This window comes from Claveliimonas sp. (assembly GCF_037273965.1).
GTDB lineage: Bacteria > Bacillota > Clostridia > Lachnospirales > Lachnospiraceae > Claveliimonas > Claveliimonas bilis.
Map to the genome: position 1 here is coordinate 50,126 of NZ_JAYAZJ010000073.1, position 25,356 is coordinate 75,481.

Genomic DNA, 25,356 nt, shown 5'->3' on the forward strand with positions numbered 1-25,356 from the left:
GAGGGGAAAAGTATGAGAATCTCAGTTGTAATTCCTGTTTATAATGAGGAAAAATGTATCGGACGGTGTTTGAAGGCATTGGCAGATGGAACAGAAAAGCCTTACGAAATTATTGTCTCAGATGGGATGTCTACGGACCGTACAGAGCAGATTGCAAAAAAATACGGTGCAATTGTAGTTGAAAATAAAAAAAGACATGCTGCCGGCGGGAGAAATGCAGGGATAAAAAGAGCGAAAGGAGATATTATTGCCTTTATTGATGCGGACTGCATTCCCGATAAAGACTGGTTAAAAGAGATACGAAAAGCATTTGAAGAGGATGACATTGACGGACTGGGCACTTACATCAGACCCGCTAAGTCGGATAATAAATACGAGGAATTTTGGGGACGTCTATCCCTTCAGATTTTGATGTCATATGGAGACGAGCCTTATTATGTGCAGGATAAAACATTGAATACGGCGTTTATTACAGCAAGCTGTGCATACAGACGTTCTCTCCTGTGCCGGATAAAAGGATTCAACAACTTTTTTGCCAACAATGCAGAAGATATAGATATATGCTGGAGAGCATTGGAGCAAGGGGCAAAACTGAAATATGTGCCTTCGGCAAAGATTACGGCACACTCTCCGAGAACTCTGAAAGGAATCTGTAAGAAGAGCTTCAGAAACGGTATTTCAAGTTCCAAACTTCAAAAAGTATATTCAAATAATAGAGTCAGTATAGACAAAACTTTATATAAAGCCCTGGTTTCTAATATAAAGGGAATTTTTAAAGGTGAAACATACAGCTGGCTTTTTGTCGTTGAAATCATATGCCATTTGGCAGGGAAGTATTACGGAAGTGTGAAGTGTGGTGTGATCAACATATGAGGCGGAAAAAAGTATTGTTTATCTCGGCGGGTATTTTTCCGATACCGGCGAACAAAGGCGGAGCCGTTGAAGAATTGATCGATACATTTACGGAAAATAATGCGAAAGAAGACAGATATGAGATTTCTGTTGCGAGCTGTGTGTTTAAGGGAAGGGAAATAAAAGCAAAAACGAAGGGCGTGAAATATTATTACTTCAGGACGCCGTTTTATCTTTCCCTTGCAGATAAGATGTATTATCTCTATGTTGACAGAATAGAGAAGGACTGGAGAAGTATGTTTCGGCAGTACTGTTTCCGGAACAGACATTATATAAAGAAGATTACGGAAACGATGGATTTAAAAGCATATGATGCGGTGATCGTGGAAAACAACATGTCCCTGCTTGAAAAACTGTCTGAAGTAATGGGGGAAGAGTTTGAGCGCAAATGTATGTATCACATGCACAGCAATCTGGTGGATAATGAGGAGATGATCCCTTATCTTGCCCGCTGCAGGAAGATACTGGCAGTCAGTGATTATGTGAAAGACCATCTGTACCAGACTGTTCCCCAATTGCAGAATACGGAAATTGTAAAGGTCACAAATGGTATAAGAGAGTGGACGTACTCGAAAGAAGAACGGCAGAGCCTTCGGGAACAAATGCGTGACAGATACCATGTCGGTGAGGAAGAGACGATATATCTGTTTGCGGGGCGTGTAAGTCCGGAAAAGGGAGTGCTGGAAATGACCAGGGCATTTCGCGCTGTATTGCCGCGCCTTCGGCATAAATCCCGCCTGTTTATTGTCGGATCAGCCAGTTCGGGATCGGATAAAGAGTCTTATTATTACAGGGCGGTCAAAAAGGAGGCGGCACAGTCTCCGGAGAGTATCATCCTGACAGGATATATTAACCATGAGGATGTTGCAAAGTATCATGTGATGGCAGACGCACAGATCGTACCGTCTATTATGGATGATCCGGCTCCGCTTACTGTACTGGAAGGAATGTCAATGGGAAATTTCCTTTTGTTGTCAAAAGCAGGAGGGATTCCGGAATATTCTGCGAATTACAGCAACAAAATATTTTTTGAGCGGGGAGATTCCTTTGAAAAAAATATCCGGGACGCGTTTCTTTCTTATGACCAGGATAAGGCTCCCCATCGTTATGAAAACAGCGCGAACCATTTTGGAGAGGAACGGTATTACCGTGAACTTGCGGAGGCAGTAGATGTTTCGTAAAAAATTCAGATATATTGCGCCACGTTTCGGGCGATTTCGATATTATAACCGAATAAGGATCTTTGGCTTTGACAGAGAACGAAGGATAAGGCGTACTTTTGGAGAAAAGGCAAACATCATATTAAATTCCGATTCCAGGATCGTTCTGCCCTTTACTGATATAGATATTACGACATTTTGTAACCTGCGGTGCAGGCGCTGTGCAAAATGCATTCCGTATTTCCGTCAGAGAAGGCATTTTACTGCAGAAGAAATCCGTGAAAATCTGGAAGCACTGACAACATATATAGATCGGATTTATGTGGCAAATATCATTGGCGGTGAGCCTTTTCTCAACCCGGAACTGAAAGAGATTGTTCGGATATGTGCAGAAAACCCCAAAATAGAAACGCTGGAACTGACGACCAACGCCACCATTGTTCCGGATGACGAGGTGATCCGCGCTATAAAAGACGGCGGTGTGACCGTTCATATTTCCAATTATCCGAATCTTGATCAAAGATATATAGAGAATAAAAGACGGCTGATCGAAAAACTGAAGGAATATGGTGTGCCTTATGAATATCAGTTCCATGAAATCTGGCTGGATTTTGGAGAGATTGAAAAACACAATTACTCGGGTAAGGAATTGGCAGGGATGTTCCTTCGCTGTCCGATGAACAGCTGCACTGTATTTCATGGCAGAACACTGTACCGGTGCGGAAAGGCAAGTTATCTTGCGCAGCATGGCATGGAGAGAGGGGCGGACGATATCATTTCTCTGGAAGAAATCCATAGTAAAAAGGAAATGGCGGCGAAAATAAAAAAATTCTTTTCAGTGAAATATCTTCCGGCATGCAGGTACTGCCATTTACATCCGAAGGCAATTGCAGCCGCTGAACAATTGGAGGGGGATTCGTTCCTATGATGTACGATTATATCATTGTGGGCGCAGGTCCGGCAGGCTGTGTCTGCGCGGGGGAATTAAAAAGGAAAAATTATTCAGTGTGCGTGTTGGAAAAACAGCCTGAACATTATAGAAAAGTATGCGGGGACGGTATCAGTTACGTCTGTGTCCAGGCTCTTAGAAGCATAGATTTTCCGATAGAATCTCTTATGGATGCCGGTGCTGTGAAAATTCAGAGATATATTCATTATGTAAATGGAAAGATGTATGAGGACAGGATCGGAGATTACGGGAAAGAAGCATATGGCCTGGCAAGAGATAAGACAGACGCTGCTTTCAGGCAATATTTTATCAAAGACAGAGACATACCTCTTTATTATAACAGGAACGCCGGGGAAATAAGAAGTGTGGATCAGGGATATGAAGTATGCGGCATCAAAGCAAAAAGGCTCGTACTTGCAGCAGGAGCTTTGGCAAAAATAAATCTTGACGGCAAAGCGCTGCTTCGCCCTGATGCAGGAAGCCCTGTTGGAATATCTGCCATACTTCAGGCAGATGCTGCCGGGAGTCCTTTTTTCCTGTTTGATTACAGGGCAGAATATGAGGGGACATACGGTTGGATCTTCCGTGTGGGCGAAAGAGAATATAATGTCGGATTATGGCTGAAAAGAGAGAAAAATCTGCTTGCAGCAAGATTTCAGCAATTTCTGGAAACGCGGGTGGAGGAATACTTAGGGTGCGATTATCAGTGGAGGAGAAAGCCGCGGGGCGCCATTATGGGAATCGGAAACAGAAGAGTACATACAGATGATTCCATTGTTTATCTTGGAGATGCATCAAATACTTCCAATCCGGAAGACGGAGAGGGAATTTCACTGGCAGTAAAAGATGCCCTGGATTTCACCGGCGGGCTGAAATAGCAGGCGTCCATTGGGGGAAGGGCGGTGAAAAAAGGATGATAGAGATAAAAAAAGCAGTATTGAAAGTACGGCGTCAAAAGACAGGAGAGCTGGAACTGGCACAGGAGAAACCTGTCCGGGAAGGAGAAAGGGAAGGATGGCTGTTTGAAGACGGGAAAGAAATCACAGGAGGGTTTGTTCTTGGGAAAATCCCGGATGGACAGACCGGATGGCTTACCTTTACGATTTCCAATACAGCAGTGGAGGAAAATGCCAACCTCAGGATGGAGACACCGGTGACGTTGGATCTGTATATTTCGGAAAAACCGGAGAAGATCACGGCCATGTATTTATTCAGCGACTGGTGGACCAGACCTGCGTTTCTTAACAGTTTTGCTGAAATTCCGCCGGGAACTCAGGTGGCTTTCCTGAAATATGCAGATCATTACGCCTGCCTGATCCCGGGCGTGGGGGAAAGTTATAAAACTACCCTGGCGCCGGGAGGAGAGATGTTGATTTCTCTGGAAATGACCGCCTTCATGGGAGGGATGAGCCAGGTAGATGAGCCGGTATTCCTTTACGTGGAAGACAGAAATATTTACCGGGCAGTGGAAAAGGCGTTTGCCTGTCTGGCCGCTTCTAAAGGGATCAAAAAAAGGGAGGACAGAAGGTTCCCTGAAATATTCCGCTATTTGGGATGGTGTACCTGGAATGCATTTTACCAGGAAGCGGACGAAGAGAAAATAAGAGAAAAGGCCCGGGAATTTAAGGAAAAACGAGTGCCGGTGCGCTGGATCCTGCTGGATGACGGCTGGCTTTGTGCAAAGGGGAGCAGATTGTATGATTTTGAACCTGATAAAAAGAAATTCCCGGAAGGATTTCTGAAAATGAAGGCAGAAATCTGCAGGCCGAAGGAGATTTCCTGGCTTGGCGTATGGCATGCGCTGGGCGGATACTGGGGCGGCATTCTTCCCGGAAGTATCCTGGAGAGGGAAGAAAGGGAGCATTTGTGCCGCACGGCAAACGGCAGGTATCTTCCGAAGCCGCAGGCAGACGCCGCTTTTGCATTCTACAGAAGCTGGTATAAAATCTTGAGAAAAGAAGGGGTTGATTTTCTCAAGGTGGACGGGCAGAGCGCGGTAAAGAATTATTTTGAGAATACAGCTCCTGTGTGCCGTGCGGCAAGGGAGATTCAGGAAGGCCTGGAGGGAGCTGCCACCTGTTTTGACGGGGCGGTTATCAATTGCATGGGTATGTCTATGGAACAGATATTGGCGAGGCCATCTTCTGCTGTATCCCGAAGCAGTGATGACTTTTTCCCGGACCGGGAAAGCGGATTCCCGGAACATCTTTTACAAAACGCTTACAATACACTGTATCAGGATATGTTGTATTACTGTGATTGGGATATGTTCTGGACGGACCATAAAGACAGTGTGAAACACAGCCTTTTGCGGGGAATCAGCGGCGGGCCGGTTTATATCAGTGATAAAATCGGCAGAACGATCCCTGAAGTATTAAAACCGCTCATCTATCTGGACGGGGAAATCCTCATGATGGACAGGGGAGCCAGGCCGGCGGCAGACTGTATTTTCACAGATCCCCGAGAATCAAAAGTGCTGAAGCTGACCAATGTGGCCGCTTATGGGGAAGGGAAAAAGGGAGGCGGAGTTGCCGTATTTAACTTTTCGAGCCAGAGGCGGCGTGTCGTTTTTTCTCCGTCTGATGTATGGGATATTTCCCATTACGATCAATACTGGGTCTATGATTATTTTAACCAGACCGCCCGTATATGCGGAAAGGATGAGCGCATAGAAGAGGAGATCGGGGGAGACGGATTTGCCTGGTATGAGATACTTGGCGCCGAAAGTCCGGGGACCTTCCTGGGATTAAAAGAAAAATATGCAGGATTTACGGCGGTGGAGGACGTATACAGGTCAAAAGACAGAATGACGGCTCTCATGAAAGAGCAGGGAAAGACAGGCATTCTCTCGGTCAAAGAGCCGGAGGCTGTGTACTGCAATGGGACAGATGTTTCGGAATGTGTTGAAAAAAAGGGATTTTTCTATACGGTAAATTTGGAAGAAAAAAGCAGGAAAGCCATGATAGAAGTTGTCTGGAGGGATCAGATATGATGACATCTGCAGAGGGAAATCTGGAACAGGATATGTTAAGATACAGACCTTTCATAGAGGAATGTTTTGGAGGAAAAAGGTATACGCTGGAAGAAGTGCCGGGAGGCCGCTCTTTTGATATAAAAGCAAAAGCCCATTGTGATGGGAAAGATTATATGGTCAAAGTGATCGAAGGACGCCTGGATGGGGAGGAGAGGAACAAAAACAGAATAGCCTGGTATCAGGCGCTGTGGCGGATCCGCCATGAGAATCCCTGTGTTCTTGGACCGCTCTTTTACGGCATGGCGGCCGGCCGTGTTGTTACGATAACAGAATGGATAAAAGGAGAGCAGTTGAATGAGGCGTTCGATAAAAGACCGGACAGCATGGTCCTCTTTGGAAAGAAAGCAGGCCGGCTGCTGTATGAGCTCCACCATCAGGAGTTTGTAAGGAGGGCGGCGAAAAGCGGGGGCGTCAGTATCGCCGAAAAGACCGCGAGGGCAGTATCAGAGCTGGAGCAGGAAATAGGACGATGCGGAATTGATTTCAGGGGAATGGATCGGGCAATGGATTATCTGAAAAGCAACAGAGCGATTCTGTCAGAAGAAAGAGCAGGGATCGTACATAATGATATCCGGCCGGAAAACTTCATATCTGCAGGCGGGAAATTATATATTTATGATTTCGACTCAGGGACGATCCAGGATTGTTTTGCAGATTTTACATATCTTTCTGCAATTTCTCAGGAAAAGTACAGGCCATTTTCCTATGCGGCCATCATGTCATATTTTGATCTTGATATACCGGAGGAATTCTGGAAGGTGAATTTATATTTCAGTATTATAAAATTGCTGGATTATGCAATTTATAAGCACCATAAAAGCGGAAAAAGGATCGTAAACCAGGCAGATAATTTTGTGCAGTTATTTCATAACTATGAAAACCCTGTCCCGGACTGGTGGGGACAGATAGATGAACAGTATCGGGATAAATTATAAGAAAATGGAAAAGGAAAGAGAAATGGACGAATTAATACTTGTAAATGCAGAGGATGAGGAAATCGGATATGGAGAAAAGGCCTATGTGCATGAGAAGGGTCTGCTGCATCGGGCGTTTTCTGTTTTTATCGTAAATGACGGAAAGATGCTGATCCAAAAGAGAAACCGGAATAAGTATCATTCCGGAGGACTATGGACGAATGCATGCTGTTCCCATCCGAGAAAAGGGGAGTCTCTTAAAGAGGCGGTCCACAGGAGGCTGGAAGAAGAGCTGGGAATAGACTGCGATGTGGAAGAATTGTTTGACTTTATGTATCGGACCGTATTTGCCGAAAATCTGTATGAGTATGAATTTGACCATGTATTTCTGGCGGACTACTCTGGAAGTATTGAATTAAACCGGGAAGAAGCCTCGGAAATAAAATGGATCGATCTGCAGGAACTAAAAGAAGATATTGTCCGCCGACCGGAAAAGTACACAAGCTGGTTTTTGATTGCGGTAAATAAAGTCATAAAAGTTGCGGAGGAAAAGAAGGAATGGAAGCAGTAATAAAATATCTCCGGGTCGATGAGTGGATGAGTTCCAAAGTGACGATGATGCTTGGAATACAGGCGTATTTTATCTGCCTTGACCAGACGGACGCTCTTGCCGCCTGCAAAGAGCTGCTCGTCTATTTTCTGTTCCTTTCCATGTTCCTGGCAGTCAGCTATGTGGCAAATGATTTCTCGGATCTGGAGATTGACAAAATGGCCGGGAAGAAAAAGGTAATAGGGAATTTGCCGCGGTGGGCTGTCTGGCTGTCCTTTCTTCTCATGGCTTTAGCAGGCGATGTACCCATCCTTCTTTATGCGGACAATAAGATTTTCGCTGTAGCTGCAGTTTTTCTTACTACATTTCTGGGAGTGGCCTACTCCGTTCCGGGCATCCGCTTTAAGGAAAGAGGAGTCTGGGGACTTATCGAGTGTTCGTTTGCCCAGCATTGTATGCCGCTTGTTGTTTTGCTTCTGTTTCTTAACTGGAACAGGCTCAATATATTTTTGTGGATCGTCTGGTTCTGTCTTTCATTTTTTGACGGTTTAAGATATATTCTGATCCATCAGTTTATCGACAGGGAAAATGACAGAGCGACAGGTACTCATACGTTTGTCTCCGATCGGCAGATGAATATAAGAAAATGGATTTTATATTTATGTATGGCGGAAGGAGTGTGCTGTATCTTTTTGCTGGTTCCTTTATTTGCCAGGTACAGTGTTATTATCATTTCCGGGCTGGCCTTTAATTTTATATTAGAGTTCTGCATTTACGAAGTGCTCAATGTTTATGCCAAAAAAGACTGGCTGGTGTCCTATGATTCTGTTCCGCTGGAAGCGCTTCTCAATATCATCATGCCGGTTATGTTTGGACTGTGTATGGCGAAGAGAAATGTGTGGGCAGGGCTTTTTTGTATATTTATCCTGGTCTGCTGCTTCAAATCGCTGAAAATAAAACTGGGAATTGCAAATGTGTTCCTGAAGTCGAAATTCTCATAATGGAGAAAAAGGGGGGATTCTTTTATGAAAGCAACCGTGTATTGTCTGGAAGATCATAAGATGGAAATCAGGGAAGCTGTAAGCGTATCTTTCCCGGATGCAGAGGTGAAATTTGCCGCATATGAAGATCTGACAGTGGGAGGAGAACTTTTAGCTGTTGATCACGAATTGGTACATCTGCTGAAAAAGGATGAAACAGCAGGTTACCCGTCTGTATATGTATATTTCAAAAGACGCCTGTTTGCTGTATCCCGGGCGGATCTGCTGGAAGAAGAAAGAGAGACATATGTAAAGAAAGAGGACTGGGACAGTGCAAAGGACATCAACGAAGTGTTGTGCGATATTGATTTCCTCTGCAAAAACACAGTAAATCGATCTTATCCGGATTTTTTCCAAATTGAATCAACGGACTATTGCAACAGCAAATGTATCATGTGCGAACATTATTTTACTCATAATAAACAAGCGGAGATCCTCAGTATGGAAACGCTGGAGCATATGAGAGATGCGATACAGCTAAGCAGACGTATTAATCTTAACGGGATGGGAGAGCCGTTCATCAGTAAACTGGTAAAACAGCAGATCGATCTGTATGTCGGATACGGGAATAAGATAGTTGCCAACACAAACCTGTCTGTGCTGGATGACGAACTGATAGAGCGGATAGGGAAAGATTTTGAGTGGCTTGCGATCTCTATTGACGGCGCAAGCAAAGAAACCTACGAATCCATTCGGATCGGCATGTCCTATGAAACATTGATCAGCAATCTGTACAAATTAAAAGAGAGAGTGCCCCATGTGAAGAAGATCATATCCATGGTCATGATGCGTCAGAACGTCTGCGAAATGCCGCTGATGGTGGAACTGGCTCATAAGGCGGGGGCGGACCAGGTGGTCTTTTTGAACCTGAATCCTAACCTGATCATCGGAAATGCCGGGGATGTCATGCTCCATTACCCTAAAGTGACCGAATATTATTCCGTGAAAGCACTGGAGAAGGGAGAAGAACTGGGAATCCATGTCGTAGTGGCAAATGCCGGGGGATTAAACCGTGCAATTACATTTGATGAAATTCAGGACGAACTTACTCAAATGAGAAGGATACCTATGTGGAAAACGAAAGAAGAAGAGCAGAAAATGCTGGAGACAGCCGAAATCGTGAATCGTTACATTGAGACACATGATCAGGAGCAAAATACAACGGTACCGACAGAGGTGAGATGTTCCGGCGTCTGCGACTGGCTGCTGAAAAACTGCTATACAAATCTGCACGGCGATATCTCCATGTGCTGCAGAAATTTAATATACCGCGCCGGAAACGTATCGAAGGAAGGGGAGTTCCTCTCTGTATGGAACGCTCCTTTGATGCAGAAAAGCAGAGAGATCTTCTATTCGGGCTATGTTCCGGAGGCGTGCCTGAAATGCGGCATGATCGAAGGAGGAGAGCTGAAATATCTGACAGTAGATATCAGCCCGGATTTTTATCAGGATACCAGGCTGAAAAAAAAGCAGAAACAGGAACTGAAAACACTGCTGGGAGAATAAAAATATGTTTGAGAAGGAAAAGCAGGAAAACAGGGATCAAATCCTGGAATTTGAAGAAGGAAAACAAATACCGGACAGGGACTGGGACGGGTCCGTTTCCTTTTATCCCAGATATCTTCAGATTGAACATACGACCCGCTGCAACGCAAAGTGCATTATGTGCAACCATCTGTATACCGGAAACAGAGGGGCGAAAGATATTGACCTGGATGTGCTCTATGCCCTGGAAGATATCCTGAAATACGCGGAAACCGTGATGCTGAACGGAGATGGAGAGCCTTTTCTCTGCGGAAATATTGACAAGTCTCTTGCCCTTTTTGGAAAATATGAAGTAAAGGTTGGCATGAACACGAATTTTACAGTAGTTCCGGAGCAGCTGTGGAATGATATGGGACATGCATTTTCCTTTCTTAACATATCATGCGACGGGGCCGAAAAGGACTTGTATGAATCCATAAGAAAAGGGCTGTGTTTTGAGGATTTTAAGGCTAATCTTGAAAAGCTGAACAAGGTTGCTCCCCATTTGAAAAAGAATATGGACTGTGTGCTGATGCGCCAGAATATAGGAGATATGGAAAATCTGGTCCGTTTTGCGGCGGATTATGGATTTTCATCTGTTCGTTTTCACTCGCTGGGAATAAACCCCATCATAGGCAATGAAAAAGATGCGCCGGATCTCTATCCCCATTATCTGATGGAGCAGGCCCAAAAAGCGGCAAATGCAGCCAGGGAGCGGGGGATCAGGATACAGCTGCCCCGGGTTCAGTCTCCGGAAGGAGGAGACGCGGCGCGGGATTTGGAAAAAATACACGGCGAGGAAAAAGAGGCAGAAAAGAGGATCCGAAAAGCAGAAGCTTATCATGAGGTATTGTCCCGGCAGTATCTGGGCAGCTCCGTAAGGGAGGAAGATTTTACGCGGGAATTATTTGATTACGGCGATCTGTGCAGATGGGCAGTGGAACGGTGCTATATTGATCTTAACGGGAATCTGACGACATGCTGCTATGATGTGAGCCACCGCTATGGCAGTCTGAAAGAACAAACTTTTGAGGAAATATGGAACGGACCTCTTTATAAAAAGCTCCGCCTTAAGATGAGAGAAGGGAAGCTGCCGAAATGGTGCGGGGAGTGCCAGTGGCTGAAAAACCCGGAATTTTAAGGAAAGAAACGATATCAGGGACAAAGAAGGTAGAGGAAAATGACAATTTATGATTCGGTAAATGATATAAAAGAAATGTTATTCGGGAAAAAGGGAACCGGCTTTGATGAAGTGCGCTCTGCCATCCGAAAAGAAATAGAAGCGGAAAAGGTCAGTATGCCCCCACAGTATATGATGATGAAAATAACAAATTACTGCAATTCGGATTGCGTTTACTGCAATCATGCAAAAAGCAGGATCCAAAATGAAGTGAAGCAGGAAATTTCCCTGGAACGCCTGCAGTCCATCATTGGCGAGGCCATACAGATGGGGGTAAAGGCAATCAGCATAAGCGGTGGAGAACCGCTGGTGCGAAAGGATGTGGAAATAATTATCAGACAGATCGCCGACAGCAATGTGGTTCCTGTCCTTCTGACAAACGGCTGCCTTTTAAAGGAGAGGGCTGAAAGCCTCTACGAAAGCGGACTGCGATATTTCATCATCTCTCTGGACTCCTTAGATGCAGAAGACTACCTTGCACAGCGGGGAGTAGATATCGGCCCTGTACTGGAGGGGATTGAAACAGTAAGAGGACTCATGCAGAAGGATGAAACTGTCAAGTTACATATTACACCGGTGATCACGGCCAAAAATATAGGGCAGATGCCGGAAATGGTCCGGTACTATTCAAAAAAAGGCGTTTCCCTGCAATTCAGCCCCTACCACAGATTTGTTTTTAATATGAGGGATGAACTGGCGGAATTTGACGCCAGGGAGGTTGACACCGTTATGGATCAACTGTTACAGATGAAGAAAGAGGGATATCTGATCGCCAATTCCATTACTTTTCTGCGGCACTTTAAAGCTTTTATGTGCGAGAATAAAATACTGCCTGACGGATACCGGTGTCTGGCAGGATATTCCACAGTCTATGTAGATACCTATGAAAATGTGCTTCCCTGCTGGAGCGGCGGATTCGGGCCGGTCGATAATCTTCAAAATCATACGTTGTCAGATATCTGGTACGGTGAGAAATACATGGAGCTGCGCAAAAAGATGGAAAAGTGTCAGTGCGCCGGCTGCTGGCTTCTGTGCACCGGGGAGCTTACAGTTCTTATTAATGGGGAAGAGTAGTTTTATAAGATTAAGAGGAAACAGGCAATATGCAGATAAAGAGAGAGGATCTTACGAAAGAATACAGTAATATATTTTTTCACTTTGATTTCAGCCAAAGGATGGAACTGGAATACGATCATAAAAGCTATGAACTGACTGATCACACACAGCTGCCGGAATTGATCGAACATTCTAAAGCAAAAGGAGATTATCAGATCAGTAAGATCGCAAATAATATTCTGGCTGTATATGAAACGGAACATCAGATGGAGACATACAGCCATACTCCGGTGATGATTCATATGGAACTTTCCAGCTTCTGCGACTGTGAATGTATGATGTGCAAACATTGCTATGAGAAAAACAGCGATGCACAATACCTGTCCCGCGATAAATTCCATGAACTTAAGCAGTATTTTGCAGCCTGCAGGATCGTTATGATCAACGGATATGGGGAACCCTTTATTCATCCGCAGATTTCAGAGATCATTTCCATTTTTGAAACATATCAGGTAAAGATTTTCACTACGACAAATCTGCAGCATCTTCCAATGGACAGCCTGCCTAAGATCAATAAAGTTTTTGCGAGAATGAACGTTTCCTGTGACGGGGCCTGTGCAGAAACGTACGAATCCATAAGAAGAGGAGCTTCTTTTGCCAAATTTATCAAAAATTTGACTATACTGCGTGAAAACTGTCCGGATGTGCAGCTTTTTATGTCAGTCGTGGCTATGAGACAAAATATTGAGGAAGCAGTCAGTCTCGTGCGCATGGCAAAAGAATTAGGATTTGAAGAAATAAGATTTGGGAGATTGGGATCTAATCTTTTTCTGGGAAATGAAAAAGACGAGCTGATTTATTATCCTAATTTTGCCGGCAGGGAACTGGAGAGGGCGAAGCAGGAAGGGGAAAGGATCGGGATACGCGTAGTAACGCCTGTTATCATGCGGAACAATGTCATTGACTGTAAGAAGGCGGAGCGGGAAAGGGAACAGATCCATGAGGAGCCGTTTTATAAAGGCGATAAATATTATGAAGGATTGGCAGAAAAATATAAAGAATTAAAAGAGTCCCATTTGTTTGAACCTCATCTGTACTCTACGGAAGGAGCAATTTCCTGTGAAGGGCTCTGTCACTGGATCGGATTCGGGCTGTACGTAAACTCATCCGGCAAAGTGAGGCCATGCTCTGAAATTCCCTATAACAGAGGACAGGAAAAAAGAGAAGAAAGGATTGATCATAATTATGAGGAACTGAAAACATTTCGGAAGAAATTTATTTCAGGAGAAGTGCCGAGGGTATGTATGGACTGCGCGTTCATTATGAGCGATGAGATCGGCTGCCTGAAGGTAAATCTTCGGGAGTATAAAAATTATTTTCTGGAAAAGGCGGGGGCGGGAAGAGAAGAATGAACTTTTTATTAGAAACAGGCAGTACCGGTTCTGTGAGATTTCTGTATACAGAAGGGGAAGAGATTACAGACCGTGACGGGAAGCAGGTGTATGTATATGGAAATAAAGAGATGTTTACCGCTGTTGAAAATCCGGAAGGGCCGGGTTCCTGCCGGATCATTCGGAGCACAATGGGAGGAAATAAGACTGTCTTTTATCTGAAACATAACGGCAGGTATTATATTTTCACTTCACTGAAACTGCTGTCTGCCATTTCTTATCAATGCCGTTTCCAGGATGATCCGGAACTGATCAGTGAATTTATATACAACGGATTTATCCGGACAAAGGACACGCTGGTACGTGATGTTTATAAGCTGCTTCCGGAAGAATACCTGGAAATAGAAGCAGGAGAGCTTAACATACATCGACTGGAAAGGACAAAAGCGAACAGGCAGAAGGTCAGCCTGGATCAGATGTATGAAAGAGAAAGAGCAATCATCAATTCCTATATCGATCTGGCGTTGTCAAAAAAGGGGCAGGTTAATCTGGCGATCTCGGGAGGATTTGATTCCAATCTCATCCTGCATTTTCTGAAGGAAAGAGGGATACCATCATGTGGATTTTCCGTCGGTGCGGCCCGGGGATTGGACGAGACAGGCGTGGCGGCAAACTTGTGTGCTCATGCCGGGAATGTCAGCCTTCGGAAAGGAAGCGTGGGGCCTAAGATACGGGAGCACCTGGAAGAAATTGTTGAGACGCTGGAGGGGAATCTTTATGAACGGGGGATTTTCCTTCAATATGCGCTGGCAAAGCTTCTGAAAGAGGAGCATGTCCTATATATTTTGCTGGGCGAAGGAGCGGATCAGGTATTTAACCGGAATTTTTATGACCGTAAGGCACCCCCATATCTGACAAATTACAATGATAATCCATATGAACTGGGGGCCATGGTCGTACTGAAAAAGAGTGTGCTGATGCTGGAGGCATTTGGGATTACAGGGCTATATCCATTTATCAGCAGAAAAATGCAGGATCTTGGGGCTGAAATAATGGAGGAAAACGGCGTTTCCAAAATAAGACAGAAGGAAATGTGCCGAAAATACTTTGATGATGAAACAAACAGCCTTGTAGGAAAGAACCCCGGCAGCACTTCCCTGTGCGCATTGTTCCGGGATTCTGAAGACGAGGAGGCGTTTATTGCCAAAGTAAAGGAAACAAACGAGTTTTATGATCCTTCTTTCCGGATCTCTTATAAATACGGACCGGGGGAGTCAGAGCTAGACTATTATTTATGCCTGGAGTACCTTAGGATATTTAAGAAAATATTTTGCAGCGGATAAAAGAGGTGTGCAATATGAAGAGAGTAGAGTGTGAAATACTTGCACCGGCGGGAAGGGCGGCAGATATAGCTCCTTTACTGGAAAACGGTGCGGATGCTGTTTATGTCGGGCTTGCCGGGTACAGTGCAAGACCGGAATCGTCAGATTTTTCAGCAGAAGAGATATGGGAAGCGCTGCCGGCAGTTCATGGGGAGGGAAAAAAACTGTTTGCGGCGATAAATGCAAATGTTCCCGGAGAGAAAATAGAAGAGCTATGCGGGCTGATAGAAGAGCTGGATGAAAAGGGGATTGACGCCCTGATCCTGTCAGATTACGGGCTGATGAACCGCGTTTCCAAAATAGTCAGACATGCTCAGCTTCATGCAAGCACACTCACGGGGGTCTATAATCACGAAGACGTCCGCATGCTGCAGGAAATGGGAGTAAGCCGCATTATTTTGTCTTCCGATTTATTTGTAGACGAGATTGTGGATCTGACGGACAAAGTTCCGGATATGGATTATGAGATCGTGGCCGATGGCGGGATCTGTTTCAATTCCAACCGCCAGTGCCTGCTTCCTCATTTCGGGCAAAAGGAAGGATACAGTGTGTACTGTCAGAAAGAATATGAACTTTTGAAAGACGGGACATTCCTTGGGCCTGCAAAACGGATCGGAAATCCCCCGGGGAAAATACACCGCACAATGGGGATTTACCTTGGAATGGGCATACGCTCCTTTAAAGTGGAAGGAAGAACAAACCATCTGGACTACATTCTGCAGAGAGTGAAGGATATGGCGGAAAGCAAGAAGTTTTATCTGGAGCATTTGTCTGAAATCCCGGGGATGATGCATTATATAAGACGAAGCAACTGGTATGAGGTGTGAAAATGAGGGAATATTTTGCAGGCCGAGAGACCTATGATCTTGGGAGAATAGAAGAACTGATTGAAAAAAGCGAAGTAAAGGGGATCATTTTAGGAGATCTGTTTTGTCAGAAACGTATGTTTCAAAATGGAATTGTGGATCTGATCCTTTTGATGGACCGTGTTCTTGCCTCTAAGAAGGAGGCGGTTTACCAGGCGCCGTTGTATGTTACCGGGAGAAACTTAGAAGAAGTAACAGCCATCCTACGCCTGATGGACGGATATAAAAAGGAATCCTGTGTGATCGTCCAGGACTTCGGGACTGCCAGGATGGCTGCCGGATCGTATAAGAATATACGCCTTATCTGGGGACAGATGGGGAGAGTGCGGGAGCGGAGGTACTCAGATGAGTTTCTTCAGTTCCTGAAGGAAAGAGGATTTACCGGCATGGAGACAGGGGATCAGGAACTTGCGGGCAGGCTGTATTCATTTGGGCTTGTACCGTTTTTTGACAACGCACTCCTTCAATACCAGACGCTGGGAAGGATCTGTTATCTGGAATACGAGACAGGGCGGTGCGAGCCGGAGCTGTGCCGCCAGGGATGTTACAGCTTAAGGGCGGGGGGAGAAGAATATGAGATGACGATAGACGGATATATGCTTGGGAAAAAGTACCGGATGATACCGGAAAACATACTGGAAACTGTTCATAAGAAATATGGGGCTGAATTGATTTTCAGGAAAAAATAAAAAGGAAACCGGAGAGAAAAAAGATGAAGAGAATATTAGTAACAGGCGGAGCCGGATTTATAGGCTCTCATTTGTGCCGGAGGCTGCTGGACGCCGGAAATAAAGTAATCTGTATTGACAATATGTTTACGGGAACGTATGACAATATAGGAGAGTTGTATTCCAATCCTGATTTTGAGTTTGTGAATGCAGATATTATCCATCCGATGCATCTTGATATTGATGAAATCTATAATCTGGCCTGTCCTGCAAGTCCGGTTCAATATCAGTACGATCCGATCATGACGACCAAGATCAGTTTTCTGGGAGCGCTTAATGTACTTGAAATGGCCAGAAAAATGAATGCGAAAGTCCTGCAGGCAAGTACAAGCGAAATTTATGGAGATCCTCTGATTCATCCGCAGAAGGAAGGCTACAGAGGCAATGTAAATACCACCGGGCCAAGGGCGTGTTATGACGAGGGAAAGAGGGTGGCGGAAACCCTGTTTTCCGATTACCGGAGATTATATGGAACGGACACGAAGATCATAAGGATATTTAACACATACGGACCGCATATGCTGGAAAACGACGGGCGGGTCGTCTCCAACTTTATCATGCAGGCCATACACAACAAGGATATCACCATATATGGAAGCGGAACTCAGACGAGAAGTTTCTGCTATGTGGACGACCTGGTGACCGGCATGATCGCGGTCATGGAGAAAAAGAATTTTCCGGGGCCGGTCAATCTGGGGAATCCCCATGAGATGACCATCCTGGAGCTGGCAGATATGATCATAAGAAAGACCGGTTCCAGCTCCAGGATCGTGCATCAGCCGCTTCCGGAGGATGACCCTGTGAAAAGACGGCCGGATATTTCCTATGCGAAAAGAGAACTGGGCTGGGAACCGACTGTTGATATCGAGCAGGGGATCGAGAGGACGATCGCCTATTTTAAAAAGAAATATTAAAGGGAAAATTATCAGTATAGTGTAAAGAACTACGATTGCTTTTCAAATTTGCGGAGAAACTGCTGTAAGCGCTGTGTCTTTGGGGCGGAAAAAATTTCTTCGGGGGTTCCTTCTTCGGCGATTTCTCCTTCGTCCAGAAATACCACATGATCGGCAATGTGTCTGGCAAATGCCATTTCATGGGTGGCGATGATCATAGTGGTATTTTCCTTTGCCAGTTTATATAAAAGGTTCAATACTTCCCCTACCAGTTCCGGATCCAGTGAAGAAGTAGGCTCGTCGATCAGCATTACTTTTGGTTTTACTGCCATAGCCCGTCCGATTCCGATCCGCTGCTGCTGTCCGCCCGACAGCTGGGACGGATAAGAATCGGCCTTTTCTGTCAGACCGATTGCTTCCAGGATTTCCCGTGCTTGACCTTCTGCTTCTTTTTTAGGGATCTTTTGTACTGCCGTTAGAGGTTCCATGATATTTTCCAGTGCGGTCTTATTTTTGAACAGGCTGTAATTCTGGAAGACCATGGCCGTCCTGGCGCGAAGTTCATATTCTTCGTTTTTCTTATGGTTTTTGGCGTCTACTGAAAACTGGTCAATTGTTATGATGCCGGAATCAGGCTTTTCCAGATAATTGATACAGCGAAGCAGGGTAGACTTTCCGGTACCCGACGGCCCGATCAGGACTAATACTTTTCTTTCTTCCAGACGGATAGAGATATCTTTTAAAACATGCAGCGATCCAAAACTTTTATTTAAATTGTCAATACGAATCATAGTTTTGCCTCTTTCATTTCATATTAATAAATTCTGTTCAGACGTTTTTCCATTTTGCTCTGGAGCAGATTCAACGCGGAAATAATGATCCAGTAGATGACGACTGTTGCCAGATATCCTTCCAGGAAGCGGTAGGTTCTGGAGGTTTCCATGCTGACCGCTGCCATCATATCTTTGAAGCCGATCATAAATCCGATAGATGTTGATTTGAAAAGGTTGATAAAATTATTGGAAAGTCCCGGCACGGCGATTCTTGCAGCCTGCGGAATAATAATTTTGGTAACAACTTTTAGCGGACGCATCCCGATGGAAAGTCCTGCTTCATACTGATCTTTTGTGACGGAATTTAAAGCGGCCCGGATGTCTTCGGACATAAAGGCACAATAATTAGCACTTAGACAAATAACAACAGCTGTAAATGCGCTCATGTTCCGTATCGTCTCGCTGACCTGGGCAAACCCATAATAAAAAAGAAACAACTGTGCGATAAATGGTGTCCCTCTGAAGAAAGAAACATAGACTGTACTCAAAGAGAACAGTCCTCTGATCCGGTACTGGCGAATGACTGCCAGTATGATACCAAGTAGCAGGGAAAGGATCAGGGAGAGAAACGCGACGATGACTGTCGCCGGGAGCAGCTTTAGTATTTTGGGAATAATTTCAATAAAATAGTCGATTCTAAATGTATCCATTTTTTTCTCCAAGGTTTCAAAAGAAGGGGCTTATCACATGAGAACTAAATTCCTCATGTGACGGCCCCTTTTGGTTAGTTAGTTGTAATCTTATTCTTCCATAGGATCAAATCCAAACCACTTCACTGACGTATCATGAAGGAATCCTTCTTCTTTCAGATCGCTGATCACAGCGTTTACTTCATCACACAGGGCTTTGCCTTCCTCTGTTTTCTGGAACGGATATCCGGCATTTTCTGTATATACTGCCTCACCTACGCCCTTGATTTCAAGTCCGGATTCCTGTTTTACAGATTCAATATGAAGAGCTGACATCAAAGTGGCGTCAATCCTTCCAAGCGCTACGTCTGTCGGCACTGCTGTACTGTCGTCGTAATTTACATACTTGATCTGTCCATCCGGATCCAGTTCATCAAAATAGTCATAGGCAATATCATCGCTGAGAAGTCCAAGGGTCCTTCCGTATAAGTCTTCCACACTATTGATATCATTGGTGCTCTCTGCTACAACAATCTTATATGGCACATAGAAATAGGTATCTGTAAAATAGTATTTTTCCTTTCTTTCATCTGTGATACCGATCTGGTCAGCCACAGTATCTACGCGTCCGCTGTCAAGCAGTTCAATGACGCCCGGGAACCCGGCGGTTTCCCACTCGATCTCATAATTCAGACGGTCCGCAATTTCATTCCATACATCAATTTCAAATCCCTGAAGCTCGCCGTCCTCATTTGTTTCTGAAAAAAATGCATGCTCCCCTGTGGTGGAAATGCGGATTGTTTTCTTTTCTTCCTTGCTTTCTTCGGAGCCTTCTGACGAGCTGTCTGAGCCGCATCCAGTCAACATTGCGCCGGTGATTGCCGCCACCAGCAGAGCGGAAACGAATCTTTTCTTTTTCATTTTTTTCCTCCTGTAAAAAGTAAAACCATTTATTCATCATTCCATATTGTCGCACAGAAAAAACCAATTTACCAATCACTTATTTCGATATATGTAGAACACATATCGGGATTTTCAATATGTTGTCATATACTTTACATGAATCTGCAAATATTTTTATAAAAAGTTCTTTTCCGATTTCAGGGCTGTGATATAATTACGAAGGAAATAGTTAAATTTACATGGGAAAGACAGAAATGGGAAAGGAACATATGGCAGATTATGTTGATGTAAACGGAAGGCAAATAAGGATCAGGACTCCGGAAGTCTCGGAAATTGATGAAAACGGCTATTTTCGCCGGCAGTCAAACGCATTTACCGGACATTTGGGAAGCAAAGAGCATCCGGTAGAAAAAGGAAGATATATTCTTTTTTGGTCAACCGGATGTGCCTGGTCTAATCGGGCTGTGATTGTGATCGACCTTCTGGGACTGTCGGAAGCTGTGAAAACAGAAGCGGTAGACTGGACGGACCGTCCGGAAGATCTTGGATGGGAATTTGTCCATTCTCCGGGTCATATTAATCCGGAAACGGGAGCACAGTTTTTAAGCGAACTTTATTACAATACGGATGGGGACTACAAGGGAAGGACAACCGTGCCGGCTTTGGTGGATTATCGGACAAAGACAGTTGTGAATAATGATTTCCAGATGCTGACTGTTTTGCTGGAGACGGAATTTTCTCCTCTGCATCATCCGGAGGCGCCGGATTTGTATCCGGTTCGGCAGAAGGATAAGATCGACAGGCTTAACAGCTGGCTGTATCAAAATGTCAATGATGCGATATACCGTGCATGTTTTGCCAGATCCGTGGAGGCTTATTATGAAGGATACCATACATTTTTTGACAGTTTATCTGTGCTGAACACATGTCTGGAAAAACAGCGGTTCCTGCTTGGCGATTATATTACGGACAGTGATATTCGCCTGTTTACAACGCTGGCCAGACTGGATATCAATTATTCACGGCATCTTGGGCCCTGCCCCGGCCTTTCGGACTATCCGAATTTGTGGGACTATGCAAGAGATCTGTATCAAGTTCCGGCTTTTCGCAGACACACACATTTTCAGGAATTTGCAGCCAGGCAGGATTCAGGCAGAAGAGGGCAGAATTTTCGCTTTCATCCCTATTATGATATGGTAGTGCCCGGTACAGATTTTCCGGAACTATGGTCAGTGCCTGCCGCAAGGGAGAAACTTAGTTCGGATCCTTCCCATAGATTTATGATAAAGTAAAAGGAGAGCGCGGAATGTCTGTTTATTTAAAAACAACAAAAGAAGATATCGATTATGAGGCGGTTGCCGCCCTCTTAAATTCCTTCGGAATGAGCGGGCGGAATGCGGATGAACAGGAGAGAATTTTCAAAAGCAGCTATGCGGTGTCATTTCTATATGACGGTGACAAACTGATCGGCTGTGCCCGCGCGCTGTCAGACGGCGTCTGTGAAGCAGCTCTTTACAATATTGCCCTTGCCAGAGAGTATCACGGCCGGAAACTAGGCCGCATGTTGATAGAATCTATCTTAGAGCAGGTCAGGGGATGCAACATTATCTTATATACCCATCCCAGGACAGTGGCTATGTATGAAAAATTCGGATTCCGTCGGCAGAAAACAGGGATGGCCATCTATCAGGGGAATGCGGATGATCTGAAACGTATGGAAAAGACTGGCTTTCTTTTGCCGGAAGGGTATCGTTTTTCGGATAATGAATTAGGAAGGTCAGTAGGAGGAAATGATGAAAAAACTGAAATTTAGAGAAACTGTTTTTGTAGCCAGCATGTTATTTGGCATGTTTTTTGGAGCAGGAAATCTGATCTTCCCCGTATCTATGGGGCAGATGGCGGGGAGACATGTGTGGCAGGCGGCAGCAGGCTTCCTTATTACGGGAGTGGGCCTGCCGCTTCTCGGCGTGGCGGCGCTTGGGATCAGCCGCAAAAGCGGACTTTTGGGACTTGGAACCCAGGTGGGCAGGAAATATGGGATTTTGTTTACCTGTGCCCTTTACCTGACGATCGGTCCTTTTTTTGCCATACCAAGATGCGCTACGGTATCTTATACAGTAGGAATAGAGGGACTGATCTCCGGAGAGGGAGGCAAGCTGTTTTTAGCCGTGTTTTCCCTTGCCTTTTTTGCAGTGGTATTGTTTTTCTCTCTGCGGCCGGGCGAGATCATGACATGGATCGGAAAAGTGATGAATCCTTTGTTCCTCGCTTTTCTTGCTGTCCTTGTCATAAGGGCGCTCAGTAGCCCTCTGGGAAAAGTAAGTGAGATAGAACCTACAGGCGCTTATGCGGAAGGGGCGTTTTTTACAGGTCTTCTGGAAGGATATAATACAATGGATGCCCTGGCAGGGCTGGCTTTTGGTATCGTGGTGGTTGATGTGATCAGAAGGCTTGGCGTAAAGGAACCGGAAGAAGTGGCGGGAAGTACTGTCCGCGCCGGATTGTTCAGTGCCATTTTGATGGCAGTCATCTATCTGCTGGTGGCTGTGATGGGTGCCCAGAGTGCAGGCGGCCTGGAAGTGAGCAGTAACGGGGGAGAAGCATTGTCGCAGATTGCAGAATATTATTTCGGAAGAGCCGGAGCGTTTATTCTGGCTATCATCGTGACAATGGCCTGCCTGAAAACGGCAATAGGACTCATCACAAGCTGCGGAGAAGCATTTGTGCAGATTTTTCCGAAGGGACCTTCCTATCATAAGTGGGCAGTTATGTTCTGCATTCTTTCGTTTTTGATCGCAAATCTGGGATTGGATGCGATCATTGCATATTCCCAGCCGGTGCTTATGTTTCTTTACCCTCTTGCAGTTGTGCTGATTATTTTGACGCTGTTTGGAAAATATTTCGCAAATGACAGGACGGTATTCCAGTGGGGCATTGGTTTTACGGCAGTATCAGCGCTGGCGGACGGACTTCGAGCATTGCCGGAAGGCACCAGAGCTTTACTGCACATAGATGTAGTGACAGATCTGGCAGGGAGAATACTGCCCCTGTCTGACAAGGGATTCGGCTGGCTGTGTCCGGCTGTTGCAGGAATTGTGATCGGAGTGATCAGATACCGCATGAAAAGGAAGAGGGAGACAGAATAAATGAACGATATCTGTATGAGATTTGAATTTAGAGAGATCCGGCAGGACGAAGCAGAGTATGCCGCGCAGATAGAAGAGATCTGCTTTCCGCCTAACGAGGCGTGTTCCAGGAAAATGATGCTTGAGAGGGTTAAGACGGCGCCGGAATTGTTTCTGGTAGCAGTAGAGAAGCACACAGGGGAAATCGCCGGATTTTTAAATGGCCTCTCTACGGATGAGGAGAAATTCCGGGACGAATTTTTTACGGACACCGGGCTTTATGATCCGAAAGGGAAAAATGTGATGCTGCTGGGGCTTGATGTCCTTCCAGGGTACCGGAGGCAAGGACTTGCAAGAGAGATTGTGAGCCAGTATATCTGCCGGGAGAAGGCCAGAGGAAGAGAGAAGCTTTTGCTCACCTGCCTTGAGGCTAAGGTGGAAATGTATAAAAAATTCGGGTTTCATGATGAAGGGATTTCCGATTCCTCCTGGGGAGGAGAACAGTGGCATGAAATGACCTGTTCTCTGCAGTAAGGGCAGTATCCAAAGGCACAGGAGAGTGGTTGAATGGCGGAAGTGTATTGACTCTTGAATGGTATGGATTTATAATACCATTAAGAAACGGTATGATAGACAAAAGGAAGAAGGAGAAGAGGCTATGAAATTGACATTGGAAGGGTTAAAAGACCGTCAGTCGTGGGAGAAGGCAGGAATTACCTTGCCGTCCTATGACGCTGCAGCAGTTGCCGAGGCGACCAGACGAGATCCGGTATGGGTACATATGGGAATCGGAAATATTTTCCGTATTTTTATCGGAGGAATTGCAGACCAACTGCTTGAGGAAGGCCTGATGGACCGGGGGATCACATGCGTTGAAACATTTGACTATGATGTGGTGGATAAGATTTACGATCCGTTTGACAACCTGGCTTTGAGTGTGACGCTTCACGGCGATGGAACAACAGACCGCAAAGTGCTGGGTTCTCTCACAGAAGCCATCAAAGCACAGTCTTCTGATGAGAAACAATGGGAGAGAATGAAAGAAATTTTCCAAAATCCCGGACTTCAGCTTGTGTCTTTTACCATTACGGAAAAAGGATATGCGCTGAGAAATGCAGAGGGAGCTTATTTTAGTTTTGTAGAATCGGACATTGAGAACGGACCGGACAAGGCTGTGAGCGCTATGGCAGTTGTAACAGCGATGCTGCTGGAACGATATAAAAGTGGAAAAGCACCTCTGGCCCTTGTTTCCATGGATAACTGCTCCAAGAATGGATCCCGGCTTCGCGGCTCTGTTCTGGAAATGGCGGAAGAATGGAAAAAGAGAGGATTTGTAGAGGAAGATTTTATTGCATATGTCAGTGATGAAACAAAAGTCTCCTTCCCGTGGACGATGATCGATAAGATTACGCCGCGCCCCAGCGAAAAAATTGCAGAGGAGCTGGAGGAGGCCGGTGTGGAAAACATGCAGCCGGTCATCACATCGAAAAAGACCTATATTGCTCCGTTCATTAATGCAGAAGGACCGCAGTACCTTGTTGTGGAGGACAGCTTTCCTAACGGACGTCCGGCGCTGGAGAAGGCCGGAGTATATGTGACAGACCGCGATACAGTGAATAAATCGGAACGAATGAAAGTAACAGTGTGTCTGAATCCGATCCATACGGCGCTTGGACCATACGGATGCATGCTGGGATATGAACTCTTTGCCGATGAAATGAAAGATCCGGATATGCTGGAGCTGGCAAGACAGGTGGGCTATGTGGAGGGGATGGCAGTTGTTCCTGATCCTGTGATCCTGTCTCCGAAAGCCTTCCTTGATGAATTGATGGAAGAAAGATTCCCCAATCCGTATCTGGGAGATACCACGCAGAGACTGGCGGTAGATGTTTCACAGGGGATCGGTATCCGCTTCGGTGAGACGATCAAATCTTATATGGAGAAGTACGGGGATGCGAAAATGCTGAAAGCCATTCCGGTAGCCATTGCCGGATGGGTGAGATATCTGCTGGCTCTGGACGACGAAGGCAAATCGATCGAGCTGGCTCCGGATCCGATGGTACCGGAACTTAGAGAGCAGATGTCCACCATCGTATATGGTGAGCCGGAAAGCCTGAAAGATCAGCTGAAAGGAATCTTATCCAATGAAGTGATCTTCGGCGTGAATCTGTATGAGGCGGGAATCGGCGAGAAGATCGAGCAGATCATCCGGGAGGAGATCGCCGGACCGGGATCCATCAGAAAAACGGTACAGAAATATTTGGCGTAACTTAAACCGGGCACGGGG

General features: G+C 45.4%; 24 protein-coding genes. 21 read left to right on the forward strand and 3 right to left on the reverse strand.

What is annotated here, in order from left to right; translation table 11 throughout:
• Positions 1-12 precede the first annotated feature (12 nt).
• The 16 genes from WJ238_RS06295 to WJ238_RS06370 are packed head-to-tail and all read left to right on the forward strand — an operon-like array spanning position 13 to position 17,600.
• Positions 13-873 carry a glycosyltransferase family 2 protein gene (locus WJ238_RS06295; RefSeq protein WP_256193461.1) on the forward strand — a complete coding sequence of 287 codons (861 nt, stop codon included), beginning with the start codon at positions 13-15 and terminating at the stop codon, positions 871-873.
• A complete protein-coding gene (locus tag WJ238_RS06300; RefSeq protein ID WP_337606452.1) occupies positions 870-2,093 on the forward strand; it encodes a glycosyltransferase family 4 protein in 1,224 nt (407 codons plus the stop codon). Before WJ238_RS06295 ends, WJ238_RS06300 begins: the two co-directional genes overlap by 4 nt.
• Positions 2,083-3,000 carry a radical SAM protein gene (locus WJ238_RS06305; RefSeq protein ID WP_337606453.1) on the forward strand — a complete coding sequence of 306 codons (918 nt, stop codon included), beginning with the start codon at positions 2,083-2,085 and terminating at the stop codon, positions 2,998-3,000. Before WJ238_RS06300 ends, WJ238_RS06305 begins: the two co-directional genes overlap by 11 nt.
• Complete coding sequence (locus tag WJ238_RS06310) at positions 2,997-3,899, forward strand: FAD-dependent monooxygenase (RefSeq protein ID WP_337606455.1); 903 nt, start codon at positions 2,997-2,999, stop codon at positions 3,897-3,899. The genes WJ238_RS06305 and WJ238_RS06310 overlap by 4 nt, the downstream gene beginning before the upstream one ends.
• A gap of 35 nt (positions 3,900-3,934) precedes the next feature.
• Positions 3,935-6,013: a Sip1-related alpha-galactosidase gene (locus WJ238_RS06315; protein WP_337606456.1), complete on the forward strand. Its 2,079-nt coding sequence runs from the start codon at positions 3,935-3,937 to the stop codon at positions 6,011-6,013.
• The gene (locus WJ238_RS06320) at positions 6,010-6,990 is read left to right on the forward strand and encodes a phosphotransferase family protein (RefSeq protein WP_337606457.1); all 981 of its coding nucleotides are present in this window, start codon (positions 6,010-6,012) and stop codon (positions 6,988-6,990) included. Before WJ238_RS06315 ends, WJ238_RS06320 begins: the two co-directional genes overlap by 4 nt.
• 22 nt (positions 6,991-7,012) lie before the next feature.
• Positions 7,013-7,540 carry an isopentenyl-diphosphate Delta-isomerase gene (gene idi, locus WJ238_RS06325; protein WP_230107291.1) on the forward strand — a complete coding sequence of 176 codons (528 nt, stop codon included), beginning with the start codon at positions 7,013-7,015 and terminating at the stop codon, positions 7,538-7,540.
• Positions 7,528-8,520, forward strand: coding sequence for a UbiA family prenyltransferase (locus tag WJ238_RS06330; RefSeq protein ID WP_337606458.1), 993 nt, complete (start codon positions 7,528-7,530; stop codon positions 8,518-8,520). The genes idi and WJ238_RS06330 overlap by 13 nt, the downstream gene beginning before the upstream one ends.
• Before the next feature lie 24 nt (positions 8,521-8,544).
• Positions 8,545-10,065 carry a radical SAM/SPASM domain-containing protein gene (locus WJ238_RS06335; protein WP_337606459.1) on the forward strand — a complete coding sequence of 507 codons (1,521 nt, stop codon included), beginning with the start codon at positions 8,545-8,547 and terminating at the stop codon, positions 10,063-10,065.
• Between the two features lie 4 nt (positions 10,066-10,069).
• Complete coding sequence (locus WJ238_RS06340; RefSeq protein ID WP_337606460.1) at positions 10,070-11,224, forward strand: SPASM domain-containing protein; 1,155 nt, start codon at positions 10,070-10,072, stop codon at positions 11,222-11,224.
• Positions 11,225-11,263: 39 nt separating this feature from the next.
• Positions 11,264-12,337 carry a radical SAM protein gene (locus tag WJ238_RS06345; protein WP_337606461.1) on the forward strand — a complete coding sequence of 358 codons (1,074 nt, stop codon included), beginning with the start codon at positions 11,264-11,266 and terminating at the stop codon, positions 12,335-12,337.
• Between the two features lie 29 nt (positions 12,338-12,366).
• Positions 12,367-13,731: a radical SAM protein gene (locus WJ238_RS06350; RefSeq protein ID WP_337606462.1), complete on the forward strand. Its 1,365-nt coding sequence runs from the start codon at positions 12,367-12,369 to the stop codon at positions 13,729-13,731.
• Positions 13,728-15,053, forward strand: a complete 1,326-nt coding sequence (locus tag WJ238_RS06355) for an asparagine synthase-related protein (protein ID WP_337606463.1) — start codon at positions 13,728-13,730, stop codon at positions 15,051-15,053. Before WJ238_RS06350 ends, WJ238_RS06355 begins: the two co-directional genes overlap by 4 nt.
• 14 nt (positions 15,054-15,067) lie before the next feature.
• On the forward strand, positions 15,068-15,919 hold the full coding sequence (locus WJ238_RS06360) for a peptidase U32 family protein (RefSeq protein WP_337606464.1): 852 nt from the start codon (positions 15,068-15,070) through the stop codon (positions 15,917-15,919).
• Between the two features lie 2 nt (positions 15,920-15,921).
• Positions 15,922-16,647 carry a hypothetical protein gene (locus WJ238_RS06365; RefSeq protein WP_337606465.1) on the forward strand — a complete coding sequence of 242 codons (726 nt, stop codon included), beginning with the start codon at positions 15,922-15,924 and terminating at the stop codon, positions 16,645-16,647.
• A 23-nt stretch (positions 16,648-16,670) separates the two neighbouring features.
• Entirely contained in the window at positions 16,671-17,600 is a 930-nt protein-coding gene (locus WJ238_RS06370; protein WP_256193475.1) for a UDP-glucuronic acid decarboxylase family protein, read from the forward strand.
• Positions 17,601-17,629: 29 nt separating this feature from the next.
• Here the strand turns inward: WJ238_RS06370 and WJ238_RS06375 are convergent, their stop codons facing one another.
• From WJ238_RS06375 to WJ238_RS06385, 3 genes are all read right to left on the reverse strand, one after another.
• Positions 17,630-18,370, reverse strand: a complete 741-nt coding sequence (locus WJ238_RS06375; protein WP_230107281.1) for an amino acid ABC transporter ATP-binding protein — start codon at positions 18,368-18,370, stop codon at positions 17,630-17,632.
• A gap of 23 nt (positions 18,371-18,393) precedes the next feature.
• Entirely contained in the window at positions 18,394-19,062 is a 669-nt protein-coding gene (locus tag WJ238_RS06380; protein WP_230107280.1) for an amino acid ABC transporter permease, read from the reverse strand.
• 90 nt (positions 19,063-19,152) lie between these two features.
• Entirely contained in the window at positions 19,153-19,962 is an 810-nt protein-coding gene (locus WJ238_RS06385; protein ID WP_316266086.1) for a transporter substrate-binding domain-containing protein, read from the reverse strand.
• A 251-nt stretch (positions 19,963-20,213) separates the two neighbouring features.
• Here WJ238_RS06385 and WJ238_RS06390 point away from each other — a divergent pair, with 251 nt between their 5' ends.
• The 5 genes from WJ238_RS06390 (at position 20,214) to WJ238_RS06410 (ending at position 25,338) form a co-directional block, all read left to right on the forward strand.
• Entirely contained in the window at positions 20,214-21,236 is a 1,023-nt protein-coding gene (locus WJ238_RS06390; RefSeq protein ID WP_337606467.1) for a glutathione S-transferase C-terminal domain-containing protein, read from the forward strand.
• Between the two features lie 14 nt (positions 21,237-21,250).
• On the forward strand, positions 21,251-21,757 hold the full coding sequence (locus tag WJ238_RS06395; protein WP_337606468.1) for a GNAT family N-acetyltransferase: 507 nt from the start codon (positions 21,251-21,253) through the stop codon (positions 21,755-21,757).
• The gene (brnQ, locus tag WJ238_RS06400) at positions 21,738-23,090 is read left to right on the forward strand and encodes a branched-chain amino acid transport system II carrier protein (RefSeq protein WP_337606469.1); all 1,353 of its coding nucleotides are present in this window, start codon (positions 21,738-21,740) and stop codon (positions 23,088-23,090) included. Before WJ238_RS06395 ends, brnQ begins: the two co-directional genes overlap by 20 nt.
• A gap of 15 nt (positions 23,091-23,105) precedes the next feature.
• Entirely contained in the window at positions 23,106-23,603 is a 498-nt protein-coding gene (locus WJ238_RS06405) for a GNAT family N-acetyltransferase (protein WP_337606471.1), read from the forward strand.
• Positions 23,604-23,727: 124 nt separating this feature from the next.
• On the forward strand, positions 23,728-25,338 hold the full coding sequence (locus WJ238_RS06410) for a mannitol dehydrogenase family protein (protein ID WP_230107274.1): 1,611 nt from the start codon (positions 23,728-23,730) through the stop codon (positions 25,336-25,338).
• Positions 25,339-25,356 lie beyond the last annotated feature (18 nt).

Coding starts and splice junctions, on each gene's coding strand:
- WJ238_RS06380 (WP_230107280.1), bottom strand. CDS start 19,062: ATGGATACATTTAGAATCGACTATTTTATTGAAATTATTCCCAAAATA.
- WJ238_RS06330 (WP_337606458.1), top strand. CDS start 7,528: ATGGAAGCAGTAATAAAATATCTCCGGGTCGATGAGTGGATGAGTTCC.
- WJ238_RS06355 (WP_337606463.1), top strand. CDS start 13,728: ATGAACTTTTTATTAGAAACAGGCAGTACCGGTTCTGTGAGATTTCTG.
- idi (WP_230107291.1), top strand. CDS start 7,013: ATGGACGAATTAATACTTGTAAATGCAGAGGATGAGGAAATCGGATAT.
- WJ238_RS06305 (WP_337606453.1), top strand. CDS start 2,083: ATGTTTCGTAAAAAATTCAGATATATTGCGCCACGTTTCGGGCGATTT.
- WJ238_RS06300 (WP_337606452.1), top strand. CDS start 870: ATGAGGCGGAAAAAAGTATTGTTTATCTCGGCGGGTATTTTTCCGATA.
- WJ238_RS06390 (WP_337606467.1), top strand. CDS start 20,214: ATGGCAGATTATGTTGATGTAAACGGAAGGCAAATAAGGATCAGGACT.
- WJ238_RS06340 (WP_337606460.1), top strand. CDS start 10,070: ATGTTTGAGAAGGAAAAGCAGGAAAACAGGGATCAAATCCTGGAATTT.
- WJ238_RS06360 (WP_337606464.1), top strand. CDS start 15,068: ATGAAGAGAGTAGAGTGTGAAATACTTGCACCGGCGGGAAGGGCGGCA.
- WJ238_RS06350 (WP_337606462.1), top strand. CDS start 12,367: ATGCAGATAAAGAGAGAGGATCTTACGAAAGAATACAGTAATATATTT.
- WJ238_RS06405 (WP_337606471.1), top strand. CDS start 23,106: ATGAGATTTGAATTTAGAGAGATCCGGCAGGACGAAGCAGAGTATGCC.
- brnQ (WP_337606469.1), top strand. CDS start 21,738: ATGAAAAAACTGAAATTTAGAGAAACTGTTTTTGTAGCCAGCATGTTA.
- WJ238_RS06375 (WP_230107281.1), bottom strand. CDS start 18,370: ATGATTCGTATTGACAATTTAAATAAAAGTTTTGGATCGCTGCATGTT.
- WJ238_RS06410 (WP_230107274.1), top strand. CDS start 23,728: ATGAAATTGACATTGGAAGGGTTAAAAGACCGTCAGTCGTGGGAGAAG.
- WJ238_RS06395 (WP_337606468.1), top strand. CDS start 21,251: ATGTCTGTTTATTTAAAAACAACAAAAGAAGATATCGATTATGAGGCG.
- WJ238_RS06335 (WP_337606459.1), top strand. CDS start 8,545: ATGAAAGCAACCGTGTATTGTCTGGAAGATCATAAGATGGAAATCAGG.
- WJ238_RS06345 (WP_337606461.1), top strand. CDS start 11,264: ATGACAATTTATGATTCGGTAAATGATATAAAAGAAATGTTATTCGGG.
- WJ238_RS06385 (WP_316266086.1), bottom strand. CDS start 19,962: ATGAAAAAGAAAAGATTCGTTTCCGCTCTGCTGGTGGCGGCAATCACC.
- WJ238_RS06320 (WP_337606457.1), top strand. CDS start 6,010: ATGATGACATCTGCAGAGGGAAATCTGGAACAGGATATGTTAAGATAC.
- WJ238_RS06295 (WP_256193461.1), top strand. CDS start 13: ATGAGAATCTCAGTTGTAATTCCTGTTTATAATGAGGAAAAATGTATC.
- WJ238_RS06365 (WP_337606465.1), top strand. CDS start 15,922: ATGAGGGAATATTTTGCAGGCCGAGAGACCTATGATCTTGGGAGAATA.
- WJ238_RS06315 (WP_337606456.1), top strand. CDS start 3,935: ATGATAGAGATAAAAAAAGCAGTATTGAAAGTACGGCGTCAAAAGACA.
- WJ238_RS06370 (WP_256193475.1), top strand. CDS start 16,671: ATGAAGAGAATATTAGTAACAGGCGGAGCCGGATTTATAGGCTCTCAT.
- WJ238_RS06310 (WP_337606455.1), top strand. CDS start 2,997: ATGATGTACGATTATATCATTGTGGGCGCAGGTCCGGCAGGCTGTGTC.